This window comes from Imperialibacter sp. (genome assembly GCF_048007035.1).
Classification (GTDB): Bacteria; Bacteroidota; Bacteroidia; order Cytophagales; family Cyclobacteriaceae; genus Imperialibacter.
The window spans coordinates 253,948-276,737 of sequence record NZ_CP180355.1 but is presented as its reverse complement, the minus strand read 5'-3'; the positions used below and the strand labels follow the sequence as shown (position 1 = coordinate 276,737).

The window sequence follows — 22,790 nt, the reverse complement described above, 5'->3', positions numbered from 1 at the left end:
CCTTGGCTACATCAACCAGCAGGCAGGTTGTTGTATCTCCTCACGAGGGCATTCAGCTCTTTCACGGTTTTGCTGAAAGGCTCGGCGCCTTTTTTCACCACGTGGTAGGCTGCAATATGCTCGCACAACTCGTAGTAGGCCGTTATTGCTTCCAGGCGCTTGGTGCGCAGTGCGTCGGGCGACGGCGCAGGGGCTTCGCCGGTGCGGGTCTGATACTGCTCGTCAAAGGCGTCGTTGTCGGCCTCCATGGCCTTGGCCCAGTCTTCCAGCTTCAGGGCTGTTACGGCCACTTTCAATGCAGGCTTGGTTTCCCAGTCTCTCAGTATGCTCCTGATAGAGGCTGTTTCGCCAGCGTAGTTTTCCCGGGCAATGGCCTCTCCGCCGTAGTCTTCCAAGTGCTTGTGCAGCTTTTCGGCGTGACGAACGGTGCTCTCATCAAAATGGTAGGTGAGGGCGTTCACGTAGGTAATGATGCCGGTAATGGCTCTGTCACGGCGCATATCGAGCATCGCCAGCTTTTCGGCCATCTTAAACCCCTCCCTGGCTTGAAACATCTCATCCGCCTGGCCCATGATTGCCCGTAGTTTTTCCTCCTGCTTCTGCACTTTCAGGGTGGCCGGATCATTTTTGGCTGCTATGTCCAGCACTTCATTCATGAACTTCGAAAAATCGCTGTTGGGCAGCGAGTTGATGTGAACTTTGTCAATCATAGGTAGTCGAAACTATAGCTGATCGATAAATATACACAATGACTTCTTATTTGCCGAAAGGGGGGGTGACGATGGGGTAAAACTCACCCAACCGCCAAAGCCTCCATCCCACGCCGTCATCGAAACGTAGCGGAGCGGAGTGAGAGATCTCCCCGACCTGGCAGAGTTTTAGAACTGCTTACTGCCATTACCTGGGGGATGCCGTTCCGGCGTCAGGTTCCACGTCGGCTCGCTCCTTCGTCGCAATCGGCCACGCCTACACGTTGTTCCGGCGGTCAAGTATGACGTTGGTGTGGGGAGGGCGGATGTGCTCATGCCGTGCCTCAACTATGCCGCCTTACCACCAAAGCCCCGATAACACGCCGTCATCTCGCAGCGCAGCGGAGAGATCCCCGAGACCTGGCAGTGTTTTTCAGAACACCTCCTGCCACCATCACGGGGATGCCGTTCCAAGTCGGCTCGCTCGTCCCTTCGACAAGCTCAGGGTGACTCGCAATCGGCATGACGCTGGTGTGGTGGCGGTGGATGTCCTCAGCCTACACTTATTCGCCAACTATCAGTTCGCTTGGATTATCCGCCACAAGAGTTAATTTTATCATCGGCGTGCCCGCCCGAACGACGTTCAGTCGGGCGGGGCTAACTGATAATGAAAAAGCAGCTGCATAAAACTCCCACACTGACGGGCCAGGTGTTGACGGTAAGTGGGCATGACGATTCGACGGATCCGAATAATGAACAATAGCAACCTCATAGCAATCCAGGCCAAGTTGCGGCTTAAGACTACCGACGAGGGTGGGCGCCAATCAGGCATCAAGACTGGCTATCGACCAAACCATGTTTTCGAGTATGATGGTGATGGAAAACTTTTATCGACATACATTGGAGAAATTTCTTTCGAAAAGGATTGGATACAACTGGGAGCCGAAGAAATAGTGACTGTTAAGTTTCTTTCCGGGCAATCAATTGAAAAGTATTTGAACACTGGAACGAAATGGTGGATTCACGAGGGGCTAAAAGTCGTCGGAGAAGCCGAGATTCTAAGGGTTTAACCACTCCTTTGGTGCAAACGGCGACTTGTGTAGATAAAACCGACACGCCCCGCTAGTCCGAGCAGCTAGGCCCGCCAATAGCATTGAATGCTGGTGCGAGACCGTGTCTCGTATCATTAACGGTGTTCAGGCCTACCACAACTATGCCGCCTTCCCGCCAAAGCCCCGATAACATGCCGTCATCGCAGTGAAAAGGAGCCGACGTGGAACGGGATCTCCATGACCTACAGCCGAGCTTATAATGCTCACTGCCATTACCTGGGGGATATCTCACCCTTCGGGATTCGATATGACGTTGGTGTGGAGAGGGTAGCACTTCTCCAGCCACCACCGCCCACCATCTACCCCATGTCGACTTTCACCTCAACAAATTGTAAATTCACAGCAAGCCAACCAGGCATGGTGTAACCTAACCCCCAATGATCATGAGCCGAAAACTGAACATTCTCCTCCTGTTGCTGAGCCTGCACTGCGTTGGCTACTCCCAGCCAGCAGGCGTAACGGCAACGCAGGAAGTATACAAGCGTATTGATTCCACGGCGCTTACTGTGGACATATTTACTCCGGCCGGGGCAAGTTCGTCTCCCCGGCAGGCCATCGTTTTTTTCCACGGCGGAGGCTGGGCCTTTGGTCATCCGAAGGAATTTCATGGGGCTTGCCGCAGGTATGCCGAAAAAGGCTTTGTGACTTTCTCTTTTGAGTACCGGCTGTCGGTCAATGCCGACGAAAGTTGGCCAAATCCAAAGATTACCCCGGTGGAGTGCGTCAAAGATGCCCGGTCGGCGGTGAGGTGGGTGAGGGAAAATGCGAAACGGCTCAACATCAACCCCGATATGATCGCCGTGGGCGGGCAATCGGTAGGAGGGCAGCTCACCCTCATGACTGCCCTGGGCGACACCATCAACGAGGCCAACGATAACCTGGCCATCAGTCCCCGGCCTACCGTCATGCTGCTCTATTCGTCCACGGTGAACACCATGGAAGCCTGGTGCGACCTTATGCTGGGCGAAAAGCGCCACATGATCTGGGCCATTTCGCCCCGGCACAACATCAGGCCTGGCATGCCTCCCGCCATCGAGTTCCACGGGCTCGACGATACCACGGTCAACTTCTGGACGGTCAATATGTTTAAGCGGGAGACGGAAGCACAGGACAACGAATTTGAGGTGGTGACCTACAAGGGCAGGAAGCATTACCTGGGGCTGGACAATGAAAAGTATTCGACGCTATTCGATGAGGAAATTATGGAGCGAACCGACCAGTTTTTGGCGAAGCATGGATTTGTGGTGCGGTGAGTTGGGGGGAATAGCACGTGCTCAGGCCTGGCTTCACGCATGCCGCCTAACAGCTAAAGCTTCCATAACACGCCGTCACTTCGCAGCGTAGCGGAGAAGTCCCCCAGACTTACGGCCCAGCTCGTCATACCTACTGCCATTACCTGGGGGATGCCGTTCCGGCGTCGGGTTCCACGTCGGCTCGCTCGTCCCTCGCAATTGGCATGACGTTGGTCTGGAGAGGGTGGCTGTGCTCATGCTTCGCCTCAAGCATTTTGCCTTATCACCAAAGCCTCCATAACACGCCGTCATCTCGCAGTGAAACGGAGCCGACGTGGAACGGGATCCCCAAGACCCACAGCCGAGCTTGTTATGCCTTCTGCAACTATCAAGGGGATCCCTCGCTCGTTCCTCGCAATCGGGATGACGATGGTGTGGTGGCGGCGGAGGTTGTGCAAGCGAGGGATGGCATCCTTCACACCCCCTTTCCGCATTTAGCCCCTCTCATTGTCGTGTTTACACTGCTGGAATGATGTGCTTCCTACGGATATTTGTTCTATCAACAAACGAAATTCCCTCAGAGTCTCTCGCAGAGGACTCTGAGAAATAGCATTGGAGCCTCTCAAAGGGGACGCTGAGGAATAGCGCTGACTCAGAGTCCCTTGACAGGAGACTCTGAGGGAAAAAGATTCGTATCATCAACAAACTCAAACAGCATGAGAAAAATAGTCGTATTGTCAATGATCACACTGGATGGCGTAATGCAGGGGCCCGGCGCACCTGGGGAAGACCCATCGGGCGGTTTCAAACATGGTGGCTGGGTGGCACCTTACGACGACGAGGTTTATGACGAGGTCGTGAAAAAGGAGCTGCAACCCGCCGACTACCTGCTGGGCCGGAAAACCTACGAGATATGGGCTGCCTACTGGCCTCACCACGGAGAGTTTTGGCCGGGCATTAACGAGGGCATGAAGTATGTGCTTTCGAAGCGCCTCAGCCAGTCGGACCCCATGGTGGCCGGGTGGAAAAACTCTGAGGTGGTCAAAGGCGTGGCCGACATCAAAAAGATAAAAGAGGGCGACGGTCGTGACATCCACGTATGGGGCAGCAGTGAGCTGGTGCAGCTGCTGCTTGCGCATGACCTTGTCGACGAACTCCGGCTCAAAATCCATCCACTGATTCTTGGCAAAGGGAAAAGATTGTTTGACAGTGGATCGATGCCTGCGGCATTTACGCTGACAGAAAGTATTGTCACACCCACCGGGGTGATCATCGCTGCTTTCAAGCGGGCCGGGAAAATAGGCACGGGTACCGTTGGCGAACGGTATGAGTTAAAAGATTCAACTGAAGGGTAAGCTTAGAGGTACGGGCAGCGGATTTGCTGGGGCTGGCTTTCAGGAAAGAGGCACAAAGAACCGCAAGGACGTCTATTAAAAACGGCTTGCAGTTCTTAGCCAGTGCAAAGTCACGACAGGGATAATTCCTCCTGATAGGGCTTTAGAAATTTAATATTCAGGCGATATTTATAAGGTTGATGAGCCGTTACCTTTATCGTATTGAGTATAATTACGACCTGGCTGTAGATAAACAAAGCTATCAGAATGGGGTAAATTCCAAAAAGAACCAAAGGAATGGCATATAGGGAAATGCTGAGTTGGTAGTTGATAACATCAACGGCATGTTTTCTAATGTCCTTTACCTCATCCCGTTTCAGAATCCAAAGCACAATCGGCGGGGCAATCAGTATCAATAAACCACTCAAATGTATAAGAGGCAGCCATTTGCTGGTGTCGTCTTTAGTCGCTTCGCCAAAGGAAGGTTCATTCATTGCCAGGGTTTCATATTCCACCCCCAAAGCTCCTGCAATTGATTGGAGCGTGTATGCACGTGGGTCAACTTCACCGCTTTCGATCCGCTGTATTGTCCTGACGCTGATGTCAGTCAATGAAGCCAGGTCTTCCTGGGTAATGCCCTTTTTCAGCCTTAGTTCTTTTATTAATTGTCCGGTTCTCATGAGTTTTTTTATTTCAAATTTGTGGGGTTTTAGGGCAACAGTGCCACTACAATTACCCGTCATTCACACGACAATTGTGATAATATACCTCATTTTAAGCTAATCTGCATATCAAGTGCTTTCGTTAGGGCTTCAGGCCTTCAGGTGGGGCTGCTGAAAAGCTAAGCTCCCCCAAAGAGCAGTTATTTCACACCCTGGATTCAATAGGACGTGTGTAGGGTGGTTGCAGTCCCGGCCACTTTGTGTATTTTTAGTCAATGAAGATAAGCTGTTTTACTTTTTTGAATTTGCGCAGGCTCACATGCAGGCCGCTCGTTGGCGCTCATTAATGTAACCTACAATGAAATTGAAATGTACTTTTTGCCTGGTAGCACTGCTTAAGTTTTACGGTGTTGCTCACGCACAACCAATCAACAATGAATTTTTTGCAAAAGAGCCTACTCCACTCACTTATGCACAGCAGTATTTGTTGCATTCAAAGATTCTGAATGAGGATAGAAAGGTCAATATTTTCCTTCCCGAGAGCTTTTATGAGGTATCGGCACAGCACACCTATCCCGTGCTTCTGCTCCTTGAAGATGAGTTTTTCCTGATGGTTTCGGGGGTGGTAAAGCATTTAAGCGCTGTGGAAAGAATGCCGGAAACCATAGTGGTGAGCCTCGTAGATGGCCCGCACATACCCAAGTTTTATACCAACGGCAGCGATTTTTGGCCAATGGATTGGAAACAACTTCCTTTTGGAGAAAACCCGGATTCATTTACTGCCTACTTAAGGAAAGAGCTTTTGCCTTATTTGAAAAGCAACTTCAGGGCAAACGATTTCAACCTGATCATGGGGCTGTCTGTGACATCGATGTATGCCTTGCACACTTTTGCCAAAGAACCAGATTTGTTTGATGCTCACATTGCCATTGCCGCTGGCGATGTACTTGGTATGGGATATAATGATGGCGAAAGCCTTATCGACGTCATTGTGAATGACTTTAATAGTGCGCCAAACAGGAAAGGCTACCTGTATGTAACATCTGCCGATTCGGATGGCAATGGCGATTCACCGATGATTAAAGCTAACCTGGAAGAATTGGAAAGGCGGCTGTCTCCTTACCGCACTGCTGATTTTCAATTTGTCTCAAAATCATTTGAAAACGAAGGGCATTACGATGTTGCGTTGCCTGCTTTGGAGGAAGCACTGGGCATGATATATCCTAAAGATAAATGGTTCGCAAAGTATCACGAGATGATCGAGGCACCGGGAAATGCGATGGCCAATATAGATGGCTATTTTCAGCGTCTTTCGGCGGAATATGGGTTTGATATATTGCCTAGGGCAGAGAGGTGGAACAGCGGGAACAGCTTAAGCAGAGTAGGGCCAAGGTTACTTCGGGATGGGAGAATTTTGGAATCGATAGAAGTGATTGAGCGATGGGTGGAGTATCGACCAAAATCGGCAGAGGCCTTAAGCGAACTGGCAAAGGCATACGAGGCAAATAATCAGCTTGACAAGGCCATTTCAGCATTGGGCAAGGCGCTTCAAATATCGTCAGCATTGGAAATGGAAGAATCAAGCGAGTACCAAACCCAGCTCGATCAATTGAAAGAAAAAACCAGGGACAAGAAAAACCAGAGATAAAGAACGATGTTGGTAATGGACAGCCGAGCTCATAATACTACCTGCCATTATCATGGAGATATCGTTCCGGGGGCGGGTTCCACCGGCACTGGCGAGTGATGCAATCGCTCATCTCGCAGACCCTCGTTGCAAACGATGGTCATGTAAGGGAAAAGCCGCTTCAGTCTTTAGCAACCAAGCTATCCACCTCCCAGTACTTCTCCTTCATCAGGCTCAGGGCAAATCCTGCTGCGGCTGCGCTAAACACAGAATAGTCGAGCGGGCCTTTGATGCCGGTAGAGAGCGCCATCGACAGGCCAAACGCCAGCAGGAGGTAGCCACTTAGTTTGGCGAACAGCTCTGTTTTGAAGCCAATCAAAAGAAAAAGAGCAAACACGACCTCGGCCGCAGTGGCAATGCCAGCCAGCGTCGGCACAATGGACGCAGGAGCCCAGGGATTGATGACCCCGGTATAGGCCACGAAGCTGTCCCAGTTTCCCCAAGCAGAAACGTCGGGGCTCCAGAGGCCGAAGCGGTCGGCCACGGCCGATAAAAACCCGGCAGCAAGGGCCAGGCGAAGGAAGAGTTTGATGACGTTGTTATTCATATGTTGTGCTACGGGTGTTGGCGGGTAAAGATAAGGCACGAACATATAAGGTTCAGTCACAACTCCTCAAAAGTCAGTTTAGTAAAGGCTTTAATGAGTCTGCCTCTCAACCCGCTCGACAAAGTCGATGACCGTAGAACAAAATAGTTGGTTTTCTTCGATCATAGGAGAGTGAGCTGATTCTTCAAAATGAACAATTGTTTTGAGCGATTCGGCCGTTCCAAGCGCATCGTAGGCATCCTGCGCCATTTGATAAGGGATGGCTCCATCGTGCCTTCCCCAGCATATGAGTGAAGGTATTGTGATTTTTGCCATGAATGGTGTGAGGTCGGTGGATACGATCTCCTGCTCTAATTGTTGATCTGAAAATTTCCCATTGAGGAGGATGTCGAAACCATTCGGACTTCCAAAAAGGAAGTCGCTGAGTCCATAATAGCTGTAATCACTTTTATAAAAATAGGCATGTGCGGCTGGCAGGTAGGTTGTGTAATGCTTGCTTGAATAAGTCAAAGGGCCGTTGGATTGGTCATACCAATGAAGCGCTTCTTTCCAAAATTGAGTGTCTACCCCTTTTTCAATTTCGGCCATGGCGTAGTCCATTACCCATTTCTTTGAAAGATCGGCGGATTGTACTTTGTTGTGCGCTCCGTCCACTTCTATCCACCCTTTGGCTTCTGCCGGATATTGAATAAGGTAGGCGGTGCCGAGCAGTCCTCCCCAGCTATGCCCCATAAGGTAAATGGTGGGGTGATCGTAGAGGTGATTGATCAATGTGACTACTTTATGGGTATCTCTGACCATCGCTTGAACCGTCATGGAAGCTGGTTGTGCGTTCCCTTGTGCACTGCCGGCAGCTCGCTGGTCCCAGTACACCATCGCAAACTTTTTCTCAAGTTTCTGAAAATGCTCCCGCCATACAAAAGCGCCATTGCCAGGTCCTCCGTGAAGAAAAAGGATGAAGATTCGGGAAGACGTATTACCGGCGACGGTAAGAGGCATGTCTGCCCCGTCGCTTTGCAAAAAGAAGTGATCCTCTTTGCTACAGCTTGTCAGCAAAACAAAAATGATAGAAATGACTAAAGCTTTTTTCATATCGATACAGAAAATTATTTGGGATTCAGGGGAATAAATGTGCCGGCCTCAAATGTCGGATTGGGTAACCACATGGTGTTGTGTGGATATTGCAGAAAGGCGCCGACCTTTAAATAGTACCCGGAAAGCAGGTGGTTGCCAGGAACAGGTTCCTTGCCGAACTCCAGTGCAGTTAATGGCATGTATTGATAGTTTCCGGCGAGGAATTTCTTTCTTATGCTCAGGTCATCCCCGACCTCGTAGGTTGCACGGGTAAGGAATGTACGCAAGAGCCCCGGACCAGCTTGTAGTTTCCAGTAGAAACGATTTTCACAACGTAATGCATAGCCCAGTTGCACGTTGGTGAATAGCCCCGTGTGGTTGCCGGGATGGGTATACATGCCCAGCGCCACACTGATTGAAAACCGGTGGTGAAGACTACTTTTTTTTCCTTCGAAAAATGGATCAAAGTCTGAATGAAAAGCTTCCTTTGATGCAGAAATGCCGGGGCGGGAGATCTGTTTCCCGAAATACCCCAACTGCAAAAATTGGTGGTCGGCGGAAGCCTGCCCCATGACTTGGCCGAACCCACCAGCAGCACTTGCCAGCAGGCTCAGGAAGAGTTTGCTTCTACACAAGCGCCGGATGATAGCTACTTTGGTGGAGTGCCAAACAGCGCAGACGGAGTGAAGAAAGTTGGTTTTCATAACCATTAGGCGTTTAGATAGATCAAAAAAAAGCCACCCAATCGGGCAGCTCTTTCCTTTGTTAAGCTTAGGGAAATTAAACTTTCTTATAGGTAGTCACCCTGGTGCACCCGGTAGCGCCATCTACTTCGGTAAGAGTGAAGCTCTTGGTGGCGGTGTTCAATGCGAAGTCGCCATTGCTGCATACCGTGCCATTGCTGCGGCACACTTCCAGATTGTCGCCCATCAGCAGGTAGGTGCCGTTGTCGTTGGTCACACCTCCATTAACGAGGGTTTTCATCTGGTACGAGTTGTCGGCTTTCATGGTAATGGTGAGGCAGTTGGCATCGTCGCAGGTGAAAGTGCTGGTGCCGTTGCCGCCATTGGTGCAGCCCGATATGTCGGTTTTTACGAGTGTCCACGTGCCTACCAGCGGGCTGCTGGCGTCGCCATCATCGTCTTTGCATCCGGTAAAAAATAGGGTGGCTGCTGCAGCCAGCGTAAAAAGTGATGTTCTTATTCTGTTCATTGCTTTAAAAAATTTGTGTTAGTCATCGATTCGTTCGTCTGTTCTTCTGGCCGTTGAAAGGGTGCCAGCCTGTTACAGGTCGTTGGGTGCGATGGGCGACGGCACTACATTCTTCACCGGCCGGGTCGACTGCAGGTAGGCAAATATTGCTTCCAGCTCTTCATCGCTCAGGTGCCGGTAGTTGGGCCAGGGCATGGGAGGCAGCAGCATGCGCCCGTTTTCCAGCCCCTTGTATTTTCCTTGAGTCATCGCCCGCTTGAACTGCTCCAGCGACCAGCTACCAATGCCGGTTGCATCAGAAGTTAGATTACCCGCAAAAGATACACCCCAGGGACCTACTGCATTGGTGTTGTGCATACCAAAAAGCACCCAGTTGCTTAGCTCACTTTTGTCCACTCGTGGCAACGGCATATCTGACGGGTGGCCGCTGAGCAGCCTTTCAGGATCAGGTACGGGCCCCTGCTCGGTAAACACTTTTGGCGAATGGCAGTCGTTGCAGCCCATGATGTCGACCAGGTGAGCGCCCTTAAGGACTACCTCTTCCCGGGAAATAGGCACGACAGCCGAGGTTTCCTCCTCTTTTGGTTGGGCTGTGGAACAGCCCTGATGGATAGCAACCACGCCTGAGACCAGACATAGCGCTGCTGATAGAAATTTGTGTTTCATTTTGAGTAATTGATTAATAAAAGATGTTGGTTCTACTAAAGCCTCCCGCTGTTCAACCCCGGCACGATATACTGGAAGCCCAGCACCGGATTGAAGTTGCGTTTCAGGTAAGGGTTGCCTTCAAGCCACCCCGCCGTTTTGCCTGTTACGTCAAGTGTAAGCGCCAGGCGGTCGGCCACAGCGTAGGCCACGCCCCATTTGATGGCACCACCCCAGCTGGCTTTGCTGCCGAAGAAACTGTTGGGTTGCTTCCAGATCTTCACTGTGCACGACATGCTCAGCCCTTGTAGCGCATCGATGGGCCGCTGGTAAACGCCCGCCTCCACGCCGTAGTAGGCATGTTTGTAGTTGGCGAAGCGGTTCACGCCCAAAAAGTAGCCGTCGCCTTTGTAGGTGAAGGGCATATTGAGGGAGATGCTGTTGCCAAAGTGGGTAGGAGAGTATTGAACAAAGGGAAGAATTGTCAGCTCCTCATTGATCCGGATCCGATTGACCAGTATGATGGCCGGATTTAAAAAATTGAGGAGCGACAATCGTTTCTGCTTCACCAGGTATTTCTGCGCTTCTTCCGACAGGTCGTGGAAGCCAATGCGGCGGTTTTCGCCCTCGCCATTGGGGAAGTCGTCACGGTCGTAGTACGACGCATTGGGGTTAAACATGTCGTAGGCCCATGCGGTGAGGTCGGCACCGGCAAAGTCACGCTGTGTAGCCTCTTTGTGTTCAAACTTAGGCGCTATCACCTTTACTGAGTCGGAATGGGTGCTGGTGGCAAAGCGGAAGTAGTTCCACACATAGTGGGCGTTGTAGAGGTACAGGGGAGCTTTGTAGAAGCTGCGCTCATTGTAGAAGTCGTTCATCACGCTGGTTTTGGTAAGCTGCGTTTCGTATTGCACACCCGCCGTGTAGGCGTAGAGCAGGGCGTTGTTGTCGGTAGCCTTCAGGTTGGCGAGGTCTTCGTCCGACGGGCCATACACGGTGCCGTCCCAGCGGTGAAAAATCCAGTTACCGTTTTTGCTGGCAACCCCGTTAGCACCCAGCACAGAGCGGTGGTATTCTTCGTGTCCCCATACGCCCAGCGGCAGGGGCAGCTCACTGCCGTACTTGCTGAAAAGCAGACCAGTGGCATAGCTGAAGCTTGTCTGCGTCCATTTTTTATCGAACAGGGCATTGCTGGCGGCATCGATACCCCAGAAGCTCACGTCATATATATCGGCGCTCCACTGAAGGGCCTGGTGCATGGAAGGGTAGCGGTGCGGAAGTTGGGTGTTTTGCGGCACGTCGAGCAGCGGCACCGAAAGCGAGAGCTTTGTTTGTGCCTGAGCCGCTGTTCCCCAGCCGAGGAGCATCAGCCCCATGAGTAAATTCTTTTTCATAATGGTTTTGAGTTTTTTGACTGGCTGATATACGGAGGGAGTTGAAAGCTGATCGTCCGAATTGGTCAATTCGGACGCATAAAGATGAGAAACCTCAAATAGCAAGCACCAAAACTCAAATTCAAAGCGGCTAAACTCTAAACCCAGGTCACTTACACACTGCGAAAATCAAGGTTGACTTATGAAGGCAGGAAGGTTGATGTTTCTGTTATAGCCTGATTGAAGCTTATTTGTTATTTGCAGCTTTGGCTTTGGAATCTCCTCCTTGTTGCTTATTTGATCTTTGTTTTTTGAGCATTGGAATTTCCCCTTTTTTGCTTATTTGCTATTTGCAGCTTGAGCTTTGGAGTTTTCTCTTTGGTGCTCATTTGTTATTTGCAGCTTGAACTTTGGAATTTCCTCCCTGGTGCTTATTTGATCTTTGTTTTTTGAACATTGGAATTTCCCCGTTGGTATTCCGACGGCGTCATCCCATAGTGTTTCTTAAACACTGCATTGAAGGTAGCCTTGGAATTGAAGCCTGCGTTGGAGGCGATGCCCAGCAGCGTGAGGTTTTGGTCTTCCTGGCTTTCAAGCTTGTCGGTAAACTCTTTCAGCCGGTACTCATTCACAAAGTCGTAGAAGTTTTTGCCAAACACCAGGTTGATAGCTTCCGACACGTACTGCTTGTTCGACTTCACCTTTGCGCACAAGTCGAGCAGTGTGAGGCCCGCCGTTCGGTAAAGCTTTTCCTCTTCCATCAGCTTTTTAATGTCCTCAGCCAGCTGCCGGTGCTGTTCTGTAACCGGCCTGGCAGCCTCCTGGGCCGACTGGACTTCCGATACTTCTGCAAAGCCTCCTTCTTCAGTTTCTGACTGAAAAATCGCAGGCTGCCTGATGAGCTTATAGGCCGACCAGTAGATCAGAAAAATGACACCCAGGAAATGATAGGGGTAAATGCTGCCAACCACGGGGAGGTTGTACTTTCTGGCATAAAACACCGCCACACCTACGCACACAATGGCGAGATTGATCCAAAGAAAATTACCCAGCCACAGGAGCCTGGTTTCCTCAGAGGCGGCATAGTTCAGGATTTTTTTTCTGTAAAGGTTATAGAACCAAAGCGAGGCAGAGAAAAACGTGACATGGAGCACGTTGACCAGCTGGTTGATCAGCCCAAAGTCGTCCTTCACGGAAAGGGCGAAGTCCGCAATATAGGCCTGCTTCTCGTTTGCCGACTGGAGATAGAAGGGCATGTGATAGACCGCCAGTAGCACAAAGGGGACAAAGTAAAGCCATTCCACAAGCGAGGACTTTAGCGAATACCTGGTGATTCGCCGCACGAAAATGAGAATGATAGGGCCGTAAAGTGACGGAACCAACCAGGTGACGTGCAATAGGTGCGGAAATTGCATGAAGAACTCCTGCCTGTCGTTGGTAACAAGAAACAAGTGGATGGCCAGAAACAACAGCAGAAAACCGAAGAGTCGGGAGCCTCTGATGGCAGAATGAAAGAATAGGTAGGTGGCCAGGAGAATAGCCTGGATGCAGCCTGCAAAAAGTAAAATTTGAAGCAGCCCTATATTCATTGTTCAAAAGTGAACCGCAAATATAGCAGAGTGAAGCAAAACACGTAAGGAAGGAAAATTCAGGAAACTAGTGATGAGATTGAGAAGCTGTGAAGCAGCTAGCTTTCGCTTAGCCTCTGCAGGTGAGCAGCCAGTGGTTTCCAAACTTATCGGTGAGTCCTCCAAACCAGGCGCCCCAAAAGGTCTTTCCAACCGGGTGAGTGGCTTGGCCTTTATGGGACAGTTTCTTAAAGTAGTGCTGAAGCTCCTTTTTGCTGTTGCAGTCTATCAGAATAGATACGGCATTTCCCCGACTCAGGCCGTCTTCACCCACCATGTCGGTGGCCATTAGCACCAGGTTATCTTTCGAGAGCGTGGCCTGCAGGATGAACTCCCTCATTGGTTGTGGGAACTGAGCAGAAGCGGATGACGCCGCCACAGTCTCAAGCTGAAGTTCCCCACCCAGGCAGTCACGGTAGAAGCTCATCGCCTCCCTGCAGTTTCCGTTGAAGGTCAAATATGTAATCAAATGGGCCATTTGTCAGCATTTGTCAACCATACAAAAGTAGCTTTGGGAGCATCGCTTACCGGGGTGTGAAAACGGCAGTTTGGAGGGTTGATTGCGTCACAAGTAATTCCTACTTTTATCAGGTCAAATTTCATCCCAATGAAGAGTATTTCAATCCTTGTTCCTAACTCGGCAGTGATGGAAGCGGTGGCCGATCCCCGCTATATGTTCACCGCCGCCAACCAGTTTTTACAGGCCGTTGGCAAGGCGCCACTTTTTGAAGTGCAACTGGTGGGTGCTACAAAGGACGTGAAGCTGCACGATGGCGCTTTCTCTGTCCATACCGACAAGCTGATGAAGGATGTTGACAAAACTGACCTGATTGTGATCCCCGCTCTGTTTGGCGACATGAAACAGGCGGTGGAAGTCAACAAAGAAGCTATTCCATGGCTTGTGAATAAATACAATGAGGGCACAGAAATAGCCTCGCTTTGTGTGGGGGCCTTCCTGCTGGCGTCCACCGGCTTGCTGGAAGGCAAACGCTGCTCTACCCACTGGGCATTTGCCAACGAGTTTCGGGAGACGTTTCCCGATGTGGAGCTGGTAGATGGTAGTATTATTACCGAAGAGCACCGGCTCTATTCGAGCGGTGGCGCCAATTCCTATTGGAACCTGCTGCTCTACCTGCTGGAAAAATACACAGATCGGGACACAGCCATTCTCGCTGCCAAATACTTTGCCATCGACATCGACAGAGAAAGCCAGTCGGCTTTTATGATGTTCAATGGGCAGAAGGATCACAACGACCCGGAAGTGAAGAAGGCCCAGGACTTTATCGAGGACAATTCAGCTGAGCGCATCACCGTCGATCAGCTGGTGGATATGTTCGCCGTCAGCCGCCGGAGCTTCGAGCGCCGGTTCAAGAAGGCTACCAACAACACCATTGTGGAGTACATACAACGGGTGAAAGTAGAGGCCGCCAAGCGGAGCTTTGAAAAGAGCCGCAAAAACATCAACGAGGTGATGTATGACGTGGGGTATACCGATACAAAGGCATTCAGAACAGTATTCAAGCGAATCACGGGACTTACGCCCATTGAGTACAGGAACAAGTACTATAAGGAGCCGGTGTTGGTTTAGCCCACCTACGCCAGAGGCTTCGGCGGGCGAAGAAGTCGGGAGACCGGAGACGGAAGATAACCAGGCGTCGGTACGGCTGGCAGGTCTGGGCGATGGAGCCGTCAGCGGCCGGGTAGAGGCCAAGGTGAAACCAGCAGCAAGCTGGGAGCATTGAGCAAGCTCTGTTCAAAACTACACCGCCCTTTCACGGCTTTGACGAATGCGAGCCCTGAAAGGGCGTAATAAACCCAGGATGGTGGTGAAGCCACATCCTGATGAAGGAGAAAAAAGCCAGCTGCCGGGAGCGGAGGAGGTTAGGGAGTGAAGAAACACTTTGCTTAGCGTCTTCGTGCCTTCGTGGCCATATTGAAGAAGCGACCCACCTGCGCCAAAAGCTTCGGCTGGCAAGGGAACCAGGCGTCGGTACGGTAGCGGAGCCGGAGCGATGGCAACCGTCAGCCGCCGGGTATGGGGAACGTGGGTAAAGCCCATGGTGAAACCAGCGGCAAGCTGCGAGCATTGAGCAAGCTCTGTTCAAAACCATACCGCCCATTCAGGGCTTTGATGTATGCGAGCCCTGAAAGGGCGTAATAAACCCAGGATGGTGGTGAAGCCGCATCCTGATGAAGGAGGCAACCGTCAGCCGCCGGAAGAGGAAGAGATTAGGGAGTGAAGAAACACTTTGCTTAGCGTCTTCGAGCCTTCGTGGCCATATCGAAGAGCGAAGCGACCACCTGCGCCAAAAGCTTAGGCGGGCAAGGGAATCAGGCGTCGGTACGGTAGCGGAGCCGGAGCGATGGCAACCGTCAGCCACCGGGTAGGGAGAAAAAGATGGTGAAGGCCATGGTGAAACCAGCGGCAAGCTGGGAGCATTGAGCAAGCTCTGCTCAAAACTATACCGCCCATTCAGGGCTTTGATGTATGCGAGCCATGAAAGGGCGTAATAAACCCAGGATGGTGGTGAAGCCGCATCCTGATGAAGGAGGCAACCGTCAGCCGCCGGAGGAGGAAGAGATTAGGGAGTGAAGAAACACTTTGCTTAGCGTCTTCGTGCCTTCGTGGCATATCTAAAAGAATGCAAACCCGTTCACCGGAGTTACTTCGCACCTACCTTGTACACGGTGGCATACAATCGGGCGTCAGTGGTATGTGCTGCCGAATGTTTTTCAAGCTCTTCGACAAGAGGAGAGTGAGGATCTTTAGCCCTGTACCTTTCAGAAAAATAATCGTAAAAGCTTCCTGCCGATAACAGCAAATGAGCCAGGTTCTCAGCACTGACACCCAACTGGTAGTCGCTGACAAAAGAGTCTGTTTCCCTCAGCCCATTCATTGCAAGACCCGAAAAGCTAGCCCTGTGATCATAGTCAGCTGCTTCCACAGGCAGATCAAACCCAAAGGGTAGCTGTTGAAAGAGTACCTCAAAGTCGTAGGCAATAACGATGGCGTTTGGCAGGCACACCCTCACCACCTCATTGAGCATCCTCTGCGACTTGGCGTAGAACAACGACCCCGCAAAGGTGACCAGGTCGAAACTGCTATCAGCGAAGGGTAAATTGATGCTATCAAAATGCACGTAGGATACTTTAGAATGCCCAATAGCCTGTTCCAGCATCTCCTTGCCTGGCTCAGCCCCGGTTATCTTTTCGCAGAAGTCGGCCAGGGCGACACTCGACTGCCCGGTGCCGCTCCCGATGTCAAGCCCATTGCCATAAACTGTCCCTGGCTTCAGGCACTTTGCAAGGATCACTTGATGCAGGGGTGGGCGGTAGGCGTTGTAGTAATGGGCGATGTTGGCGTTGTAGTCTTCAGTCATTTTGATTGCTACTACATGTTACTTGATGAGGCCAAGCGCAACCTCCATCTCAAGGCCCTTTTCATCCATCAAATCTTCTATTGTATAACTCACTTCGTGGTCTGGCAGCAGCCCCCTGTTGCTGGTCTTTTGGCTGGAAGAGGGCGGGAAGCCTAAATGATATCTCGGAATACCAATTCTAATGTCTGAATTTGGAAGAACGATGCTTTGAGTCGAGCCTGCAGCAAACCCTTCGTGCCGGGTGCCAGTTTCTTCACCAATGACTACTGCTTTTCCATACTCTTTCAGGTACCTGGCAACTTCCGCTCCGGCAGAGTAGGTTCGCCCATTCACCAGTGCATAGATATTTCCTTTGAAGGCAAGCTTATCGATTTTTGGTAATGAATAATCCTTCTTTTTGCCTTTCCACGATTCTGTAGTTTTGAAAAGTCCCTTCCCCGCTTCTTTCATAATAAAGGGAATCAGGTCGTCTGCAAATTCATTTCTGCCACCAGTATTGTCCCTGAGATCGATGATCAGGTTGGAAACTTGGGCAGTTTGTAATTGGCCAAATATTTCCTTGTACAGCTTACTTGCTTCCAGGTCATACTTCTCCACGAGCGACCGGCTAAAGTCCTTTAGCTTTAGCACTGCCAGGCTTTCCTTTATCTCCCATTCATAGACCTGTCTTATATCAGGTTCTTCTTCTGGCGCAGCGGGCTTCCGCCGCTGGTAGTTGGTCATCCATCCTTCTCTGGTCAGCGCCTCAATGGTTACAGTGCTGCGTTGTCCTTGCCTTTTATACTCGATAGCAAAGGTTTCGGGCTGCTCCACATAGAGGTAGTACATCCAGGGGAAGCCCATGGTTAGGCTTTTCAGCTGATAAGTTTCTATGTGACCGTCGGAGGGGATGTAGGGCAACATGCTGGCAATGACATCGGCTGAGGCCCTTCCATTGATCGACAGTATCTCATCTCCTCTTTGGAGCTCTTCGCTGTTGGCGCTGTTGATCCAAACAAACATGCGGTCGCCAATAACTTTGACAGACAGTGGCATGTACTTGTAGGTGTTGTCCACAAATCCTTTGTGTGCTACATCGGCCCAGTCGCCGAGGTTAAAGTGCCCTTCGTTTGCCAGAGACACGATTTTGGAAACCGAACTGAAATAAGCCAGGACAGAAATGTCGTTTTCTACGGCACGTACAATGGCATCTGCTTTTTCTTTAAAGTCGGGGTTGTACCTATAAAGCGCCGGTACAAATTCTTCGATACTTCCGATAAGATATTGCAAGTCTTCTTTCACCTGACCATTAGTGTATGTCTGGGCGACGCTGGCTGAGGTCAGTAATGTCAGCATGAACACGATCAATGTTTTTTGCATGTATGGTTTGTTTAAAGTGAACAATCTGGAGGCTATCAAATGCCGCAGTTTGTCACCACTGCCAAAAGCTTGACGATGTATACAATAGGTTAGACAGAGGAACAAGTTCTTCGGTTACAACCATTAATAGGATAGTTGAATAAACAACTTATTTGTCAAAAGTTGCTAGTTTCACATCACTAGTTCCTGGCATTACCTTCAATAGCATGCAATCAACCAAACAAAAGCTCCATCGGATCATATTCGGAGTGGACACACCCGCAGGCAAGGGTTTCGACATAGCACTCCTCATCCTCATTGTGGCCAGCATCACCATACTTATGCTGGAGAGTGTAAGTGAAATCAATCGGGAGTGGGCCGCATTCTTCTACAAACTTGATTGGATCATCACAGGACTGTTTACCATTGAGTACGGCCTTCGGCTATGGACCTCAGACAAGAAGACCGCCTATGTCTTTAGCTTTTTTGGCATGATCGATTTGCTCTCCATTCTGCCTACCTACCTCAGCATCTTTTTCGTGGGAAGTCATGCCCTTGCTATTATAAGGGTGCTTAGGCTGCTGCGGGTATTCAGGGTGCTTAAGCTGGTGCAGTTTATGGGAGAGGCCAGCAAGCTTGGCCAGGCAGTGAGATCGAGCTCGAAGAAGATCATCGTTTTTCTGTTCTTCGTCATTATTGTGAGCGTTTTCGTGGGCACGCTGATGTATGTCATTGAAGGGCGGGAGCATGGTTTCACCAGCATTCCCCGAAGTATCTACTGGGCCATTGTTACGCTCTCGACCGTTGGTTATGGCGATATCGCCCCTCAAACCACCCTGGGGCAGTTTCTGGCGACTATATTGATGGTAACTGGCTACGGGCTTATAGCAGTACCTACAGGGCTGGTAACTGTAGAGCTAGCCAAGGGAAGCACAAACGCCCTCAATCCTTCCGGAGATACCAGCAGGCAGTGCAGGCATTGTGGCAATACTGACCACATGAAGAAAGCCAAATACTGCTGCGATTGCGGAGAGGCACTACAGTAGCAATTATTAGCTACACAAGCAGTTCTCCGTTCCTGTCGGTAGTCAGCACCTCGCTCATATAGTCGAGCCAGGGCCTGATGGTTTTGAATGTCTGGCTCACGCTTTTATGGAAATCGCTGGCAAGGACTTCGTCGTCGGTGAAGCTATGCCGGAAAACAAATGACTTGTGTCTGAGTAGTTCAATGGCTGGGTGGTCGACCGTGTAGCCTCTTGGCGCTGTGGCCACGGTGTTTCCCTGCATGTCGCCGTAGGTGCTCTTTATGGCTTTTGATCGCAGAATCTTCTGCCAGTCTTCATAGCTGTCCTCTATGTCGAAGCGAATGCGTTTAAGGTCTTCAGGGTTGGGGTTGAAGAATCCGCAGGCCAGGAAGTTGTTACCCGGTTTGAGGTTAAGATAGTAGCCTCCCCGCCGCTCTCTGGTAGCCCGCCTGAACGACATCGCAAAGCGGGCGTTGTAGGGCGACTTGTCTTTACTGAACCTCACGTCGTTGTAAATCCGGAACAGCGCTTTCTTTCCTGACGGCGTTTCTATCAGGTCATGCTTGTTCATTTCAGCCAACAGCGCATCGGCAAAGCCCACCATATTGTCGAGTGATGCCTGATACTGGTCTTTGTGCCGGGCAAACCAGTCCCGGTTGTTATTGACAGCGAGGTCGGTGAGAAACTGGAAGGTAGATGGTTGGATGGAAGATGGGTTCATAGTGGTTTAAAGAATTTGAAAACAGGCTGTTACTCGGAATAGTTCTCGATTTGTTCTAGTCTGGTGCTCCGGCTTCGCCAGGTGGTTTATTTCACGCCAAGACGTAAGGCGCAAAGAATCTCCACACCAGCCTTTGCGAGCTTTGCGCCTTAGCGTGACACCCATTTTGGCGAAGCCAAAAAGAGACAGTCCCTGCGTGACCCTACCTTTCCAGCACCACCGTCTTCCCCTCCTTCGCCGACCGAATAGCGGCGTCCAGTATCTCTACCACTACCATGTTGTTTTCTAGCGACGAAAGCCTGCCCTGCACCGTTTCGTTGAGCTTGGTCTCGCCTCTGATGACAGCCGTAAAAAAGTCAAACGGATCATTGAAAGGCGTTTTCATCGGCTCCAGCATCATGGGTTGTTCTGGCTCTGATTGTTTAACCCGCAGACTCATGCGGGTGCCATCCACTGTTTTGATGTAGGCGTTGGTGCCGTACACCTCCATGTCTTTGCGACTAAAAGTCCAGTTCCACGATGCCTGAATGACGCCCTGGGTGCCGGGGTACTTCACCAGTATGGTGGCCTCGTCATCCACTTTGGGGTAGATATCGGGCTTGTTGGTTTGAGTGACGGCGGTTACCGACAGCGGTCTTTCGTTGCTCATCAGGTGGGTGAGGAGGTTGGCGCCGTAGCAGCCAAAGTCGATCAGCGCACCGGCGCCGTTGAGTTTAGGGTCAGTGAGCCAGTCGAGGAACTCCTTGCCAACGCCAATTTCCTTTGGGCCCTGGTGGCCGTCGTTTACCATCACTTTACGCAGGGTGCCCAGGTCTCCTGCTGCTGCTTTGGTGAGGGTTTCCTGCGTGGTAGCATACCAGGTGGTTTCGTAGTTAGTCACCAGAAAAATCTTGTGTTTGTCGGCCAGCGCTTTCATCCGCTTGGCATGGTCGTAGCTCATGGCCAACGGCTTTTCCACCATCACATGGATGCCTTTGGGAGCGCATTTCTCCACCACTTCCATGTGGCCGTAAATGTCGTTGAAGGCAGTGACTGCCTCGGGCTTGGTGTTGGCAAGCATTTCGTCCAGGCTAGGGTACACCAGCGACATGGAGAAGCCATATTGCTTCGAAAGCTTTTCTGCCAGCACCTTGTTGGGCTCGGCAATGCCAACGATTTCCACATCGCCCGCTTTGGACTTATTAAGCACCCAACCTACATGGCCATGGATGAGACCGGCCACGCCGATTTTTAATGGTTTTTTGGCTGGTTGGGAGAACGTAGCTATCGATGAAAGTAAAAAAAAGACAATGAGCAGTATTTTCATTTGCTGGATGTTTAGGTGTCCAGCAAAATAAGAACTTATCAGGAGAAACCGGCGATTATCTACGGTCAGACGCTTTCGAACTTTCTCCTTATCTAAGGAACAATAAGGTTACCCCAAAACTTCCCCGGCGTATTCCATCGTCTTCAAGTCGTCAATCACCCGGCCAGAGTCGTAGTTTTTGTTTAACTTAAAGAACCATCGAGTTTGTAACACATTTGCTGCTTGTGTATCCGAGTTATAAAAAGCCTAAATGAAAAATCCATTATCAAATGATCATCCAGAGGATATTGACGCTGTATTGGTAGAAAAATCTCTGCTGGGAGAAAAAGAGGCACTGAATAAGTTAATCGTAAGGCACCAGCCCTTTATATATAATGTAGCCTGGAAATACACCAACAACCAGGAAGAGGCTAAAGACTTAACGCAGGAAGTGCTGATCAAGGTGATCACAAAATTATCTTCTTTTGAGGGAAAAAGCTCGTTTAAAACATGGGTTTATAGAATTGTAGTCAACCAGTTTTTACAAACCAAGCGGAGGCCGATGGAAGACAGATGGGAAAGCTTTGATGCCTTTGCCGGTGAATTGAATTCAATACCAAGCCCTGAATTATTGCCAGAGGAAGAAATTGAGCAAGAATTGCGAACCAGAACAGCCCGCACCCGGTGTATGTCGGGAATGCTGATGTGCCTTACCAGGGAACAACGCTTAATTTATCTATTGGGTGATGTATTCAATATAGACCACAACATTGGTGCAGAAATTTTTGAGATCAGCAAAGAAAATTATCGAGTTAAGCTCTCCCGAACCCGTAAAGAATTCCACTCTTTTATGAACCAACAATGTGGTTTAGTCAACAAAGTCAACCCTTGCCGCTGTTCGAAAAAGGCAAAGGCAATGGAAGCTGCTGGCAAAATGAAAACAGACGAAAAATTGTTTGATCCCAAATACACCTCTACCATTGCCACTTACGCTGAAAAGGTGGCCGACGAAGTAGCAGACGTATTTGATAAAAAGTACATCGAGTTTTTTCAGGACCACCCCACCAAAGAGGATTTCGATGCCGACATTGTGGTCAATGAGATTATCAAGGCCAGTAACTTGCACAGATATTTTGGCTAGGGAATGCTAAGGTTCTGTAACACCTTGTTTCATTTTGTATCTAAGTATTAAAACGGAGCCTAAACTCCAGTATTTGGTTTTAATAATAGTTACATCGTGAAAGAAAAGCTTATGTATATTCTAGTAATCATCTCAGCAGTTGTCATTGGTTTGTATTTTGTTCTTGACAAGAGAATACACGTGCAAAAGGAATTAGGAGTCAATAAAAAAGTGGAAGAGGTTTGGGAGGTAATGGGAAATCAGTTTGCCCGGGTGCACTTATGGTCGACCAATTTCAAAGATTCAAAACCTGGTGGAAGCTCGAAATTCCCCGGATTGGATTATTCTGCAAGAATTACGGTAACAGACCGGGGAGAGACTATACAGGAATTAGATGCGTTTGATACTGCCGAACATTCTCTGGCCTATCATATTTCCAAAGGTGCACCAGGCATTGCAAAACAGGCAAGTGCCATTTGGTCTCTAAATAGCGATGAAGCCGATAAAACGATAGTTGTGTTAGAATTTAATATGGAGACGAAAGGCTTCCTCGGGTTTCTGATGACGCCTTTGATCAAGATGGGTATGGGCAAATCCGCAGCAGAAATAGCCGGGGACTTAAAATACTATGTGGAAAACGGTACTCCACACCCTCGAAAAGTGAAAAGCCAATAGAGCTGCGAACCAGGGAAACCGGGTTCTTAGCACGAAGCTTTGGCAGTCTAC

The 22,790-nt window shown here is 50.0% G+C and carries 24 protein-coding genes; 10 read left to right on the top strand and 14 right to left on the bottom strand.

Annotation, left to right across the window (positions count from 1 at the left end):
* Positions 1-11 precede the first annotated feature (11 nt).
* Complete coding sequence (locus ACMVP2_RS01275; RefSeq protein ID WP_416866386.1) at positions 12-710, bottom strand: DUF6261 family protein; 699 nt, start codon at positions 708-710, stop codon at positions 12-14.
* A gap of 731 nt (positions 711-1,441) precedes the next feature.
* On the opposite strand from ACMVP2_RS01275, the gene ACMVP2_RS01270 reads away from it, so the two are divergent.
* The 3 genes from ACMVP2_RS01270 to ACMVP2_RS01260 all read left to right on the top strand — a co-directional run bounded on the left by ACMVP2_RS01270 (position 1,442) and on the right by ACMVP2_RS01260 (position 4,388).
* Positions 1,442-1,759, top strand: a complete 318-nt coding sequence (locus ACMVP2_RS01270) for a hypothetical protein (RefSeq protein ID WP_416866385.1) — start codon at positions 1,442-1,444, stop codon at positions 1,757-1,759.
* A gap of 425 nt (positions 1,760-2,184) precedes the next feature.
* Complete coding sequence (locus ACMVP2_RS01265; protein WP_416866384.1) at positions 2,185-3,054, top strand: alpha/beta hydrolase; 870 nt, start codon at positions 2,185-2,187, stop codon at positions 3,052-3,054.
* A 695-nt stretch (positions 3,055-3,749) separates the two neighbouring features.
* A complete protein-coding gene (locus ACMVP2_RS01260) occupies positions 3,750-4,388 on the top strand; it encodes a dihydrofolate reductase family protein (protein ID WP_416866383.1) in 639 nt (212 codons plus the stop codon).
* Positions 4,389-4,498: 110 nt separating this feature from the next.
* Here ACMVP2_RS01260 and ACMVP2_RS01255 read toward each other — a convergent pair whose 3' ends face one another.
* Entirely contained in the window at positions 4,499-5,047 is a 549-nt protein-coding gene (locus ACMVP2_RS01255) for a DUF4870 domain-containing protein (protein ID WP_416866382.1), read from the bottom strand.
* 340 nt (positions 5,048-5,387) lie between these two features.
* On the opposite strand from ACMVP2_RS01255, the gene ACMVP2_RS01250 reads away from it, so the two are divergent.
* A complete protein-coding gene (locus tag ACMVP2_RS01250) occupies positions 5,388-6,677 on the top strand; it encodes an alpha/beta hydrolase-fold protein (protein ID WP_416866381.1) in 1,290 nt (429 codons plus the stop codon).
* Between the two features lie 160 nt (positions 6,678-6,837).
* Here the strand turns inward: ACMVP2_RS01250 and ACMVP2_RS01245 are convergent, their stop codons facing one another.
* The 8 genes from ACMVP2_RS01245 to ACMVP2_RS01210 all read right to left on the bottom strand — a co-directional run bounded on the left by ACMVP2_RS01245 (position 6,838) and on the right by ACMVP2_RS01210 (position 13,673).
* The gene (locus tag ACMVP2_RS01245) at positions 6,838-7,263 is read right to left on the bottom strand and encodes a DoxX family protein (RefSeq protein ID WP_416866380.1); all 426 of its coding nucleotides are present in this window, start codon (positions 7,261-7,263) and stop codon (positions 6,838-6,840) included.
* Between the two features lie 90 nt (positions 7,264-7,353).
* Entirely contained in the window at positions 7,354-8,355 is a 1,002-nt protein-coding gene (locus ACMVP2_RS01240; protein ID WP_416866379.1) for an alpha/beta fold hydrolase, read from the bottom strand.
* Positions 8,356-8,369: 14 nt separating this feature from the next.
* Positions 8,370-9,041: a hypothetical protein gene (locus tag ACMVP2_RS01235; RefSeq protein WP_416866378.1), complete on the bottom strand. Its 672-nt coding sequence runs from the start codon at positions 9,039-9,041 to the stop codon at positions 8,370-8,372.
* Positions 9,042-9,117: 76 nt separating this feature from the next.
* A complete protein-coding gene (locus tag ACMVP2_RS01230) occupies positions 9,118-9,549 on the bottom strand; it encodes a hypothetical protein (RefSeq protein WP_416866377.1) in 432 nt (143 codons plus the stop codon).
* A 72-nt stretch (positions 9,550-9,621) separates the two neighbouring features.
* Positions 9,622-10,215, bottom strand: coding sequence for a diheme cytochrome c-553 (locus ACMVP2_RS01225; protein WP_416866376.1), 594 nt, complete (start codon positions 10,213-10,215; stop codon positions 9,622-9,624).
* A 35-nt stretch (positions 10,216-10,250) separates the two neighbouring features.
* Positions 10,251-11,588 (bottom strand): hypothetical protein, encoded by a 1,338-nt coding sequence (locus tag ACMVP2_RS01220; protein ID WP_416866375.1) that lies wholly within the window; start codon positions 11,586-11,588, stop codon positions 10,251-10,253.
* 410 nt (positions 11,589-11,998) lie between these two features.
* Positions 11,999-13,156, bottom strand: a complete 1,158-nt coding sequence (locus tag ACMVP2_RS01215) for a helix-turn-helix domain-containing protein (RefSeq protein ID WP_339794047.1) — start codon at positions 13,154-13,156, stop codon at positions 11,999-12,001.
* A 109-nt stretch (positions 13,157-13,265) separates the two neighbouring features.
* Complete coding sequence (locus tag ACMVP2_RS01210) at positions 13,266-13,673, bottom strand: VOC family protein (RefSeq protein WP_339794049.1); 408 nt, start codon at positions 13,671-13,673, stop codon at positions 13,266-13,268.
* A 129-nt stretch (positions 13,674-13,802) separates the two neighbouring features.
* Between ACMVP2_RS01210 and ACMVP2_RS01205 the strand changes: the two genes are divergently transcribed.
* The 3 genes from ACMVP2_RS01205 to ACMVP2_RS01195 all read left to right on the top strand — a co-directional run bounded on the left by ACMVP2_RS01205 (position 13,803) and on the right by ACMVP2_RS01195 (position 15,583).
* Positions 13,803-14,783, top strand: a complete 981-nt coding sequence (locus ACMVP2_RS01205; RefSeq protein WP_152001186.1) for a GlxA family transcriptional regulator — start codon at positions 13,803-13,805, stop codon at positions 14,781-14,783.
* 254 nt (positions 14,784-15,037) lie between these two features.
* Positions 15,038-15,247: a hypothetical protein gene (locus ACMVP2_RS01200; protein ID WP_416866374.1), complete on the top strand. Its 210-nt coding sequence runs from the start codon at positions 15,038-15,040 to the stop codon at positions 15,245-15,247.
* Between the two features lie 138 nt (positions 15,248-15,385).
* Positions 15,386-15,583, top strand: a complete 198-nt coding sequence (locus tag ACMVP2_RS01195) for a hypothetical protein (RefSeq protein ID WP_416866373.1) — start codon at positions 15,386-15,388, stop codon at positions 15,581-15,583.
* 275 nt (positions 15,584-15,858) lie between these two features.
* Here ACMVP2_RS01195 and ACMVP2_RS01190 read toward each other — a convergent pair whose 3' ends face one another.
* Together ACMVP2_RS01190 and ACMVP2_RS01185 are read right to left on the bottom strand one after the other, a co-directional pair.
* Positions 15,859-16,575 (bottom strand): class I SAM-dependent methyltransferase, encoded by a 717-nt coding sequence (locus tag ACMVP2_RS01190; RefSeq protein WP_416866372.1) that lies wholly within the window; start codon positions 16,573-16,575, stop codon positions 15,859-15,861.
* Positions 16,576-16,593: 18 nt separating this feature from the next.
* The gene (locus tag ACMVP2_RS01185) at positions 16,594-17,934 is read right to left on the bottom strand and encodes a S41 family peptidase (RefSeq protein WP_416866371.1); all 1,341 of its coding nucleotides are present in this window, start codon (positions 17,932-17,934) and stop codon (positions 16,594-16,596) included.
* 206 nt (positions 17,935-18,140) lie between these two features.
* Between ACMVP2_RS01185 and ACMVP2_RS01180 the strand changes: the two genes are divergently transcribed.
* A complete protein-coding gene (locus ACMVP2_RS01180; RefSeq protein ID WP_416866370.1) occupies positions 18,141-18,959 on the top strand; it encodes an ion transporter in 819 nt (272 codons plus the stop codon).
* Positions 18,960-18,969: 10 nt separating this feature from the next.
* On the opposite strand, the gene ACMVP2_RS01175 is transcribed toward ACMVP2_RS01180, so the two are convergent.
* Entirely contained in the window at positions 18,970-19,659 is a 690-nt protein-coding gene (locus tag ACMVP2_RS01175; RefSeq protein ID WP_416866369.1) for a DUF2461 domain-containing protein, read from the bottom strand.
* A 202-nt stretch (positions 19,660-19,861) separates the two neighbouring features.
* On the bottom strand, positions 19,862-20,965 hold the full coding sequence (locus tag ACMVP2_RS01170) for a Gfo/Idh/MocA family protein (protein ID WP_416866368.1): 1,104 nt from the start codon (positions 20,963-20,965) through the stop codon (positions 19,862-19,864).
* Positions 20,966-21,215: 250 nt separating this feature from the next.
* Between ACMVP2_RS01170 and ACMVP2_RS01165 the strand changes: the two genes are divergently transcribed.
* Together ACMVP2_RS01165 and ACMVP2_RS01160 are read left to right on the top strand one after the other, a co-directional pair.
* Positions 21,216-22,085: an RNA polymerase sigma factor gene (locus tag ACMVP2_RS01165; RefSeq protein ID WP_416866367.1), complete on the top strand. Its 870-nt coding sequence runs from the start codon at positions 21,216-21,218 to the stop codon at positions 22,083-22,085.
* A gap of 111 nt (positions 22,086-22,196) precedes the next feature.
* On the top strand, positions 22,197-22,739 hold the full coding sequence (locus ACMVP2_RS01160; protein ID WP_416866366.1) for an SRPBCC family protein: 543 nt from the start codon (positions 22,197-22,199) through the stop codon (positions 22,737-22,739).
* The last annotated feature ends 51 nt before the right edge of the window (positions 22,740-22,790 follow it).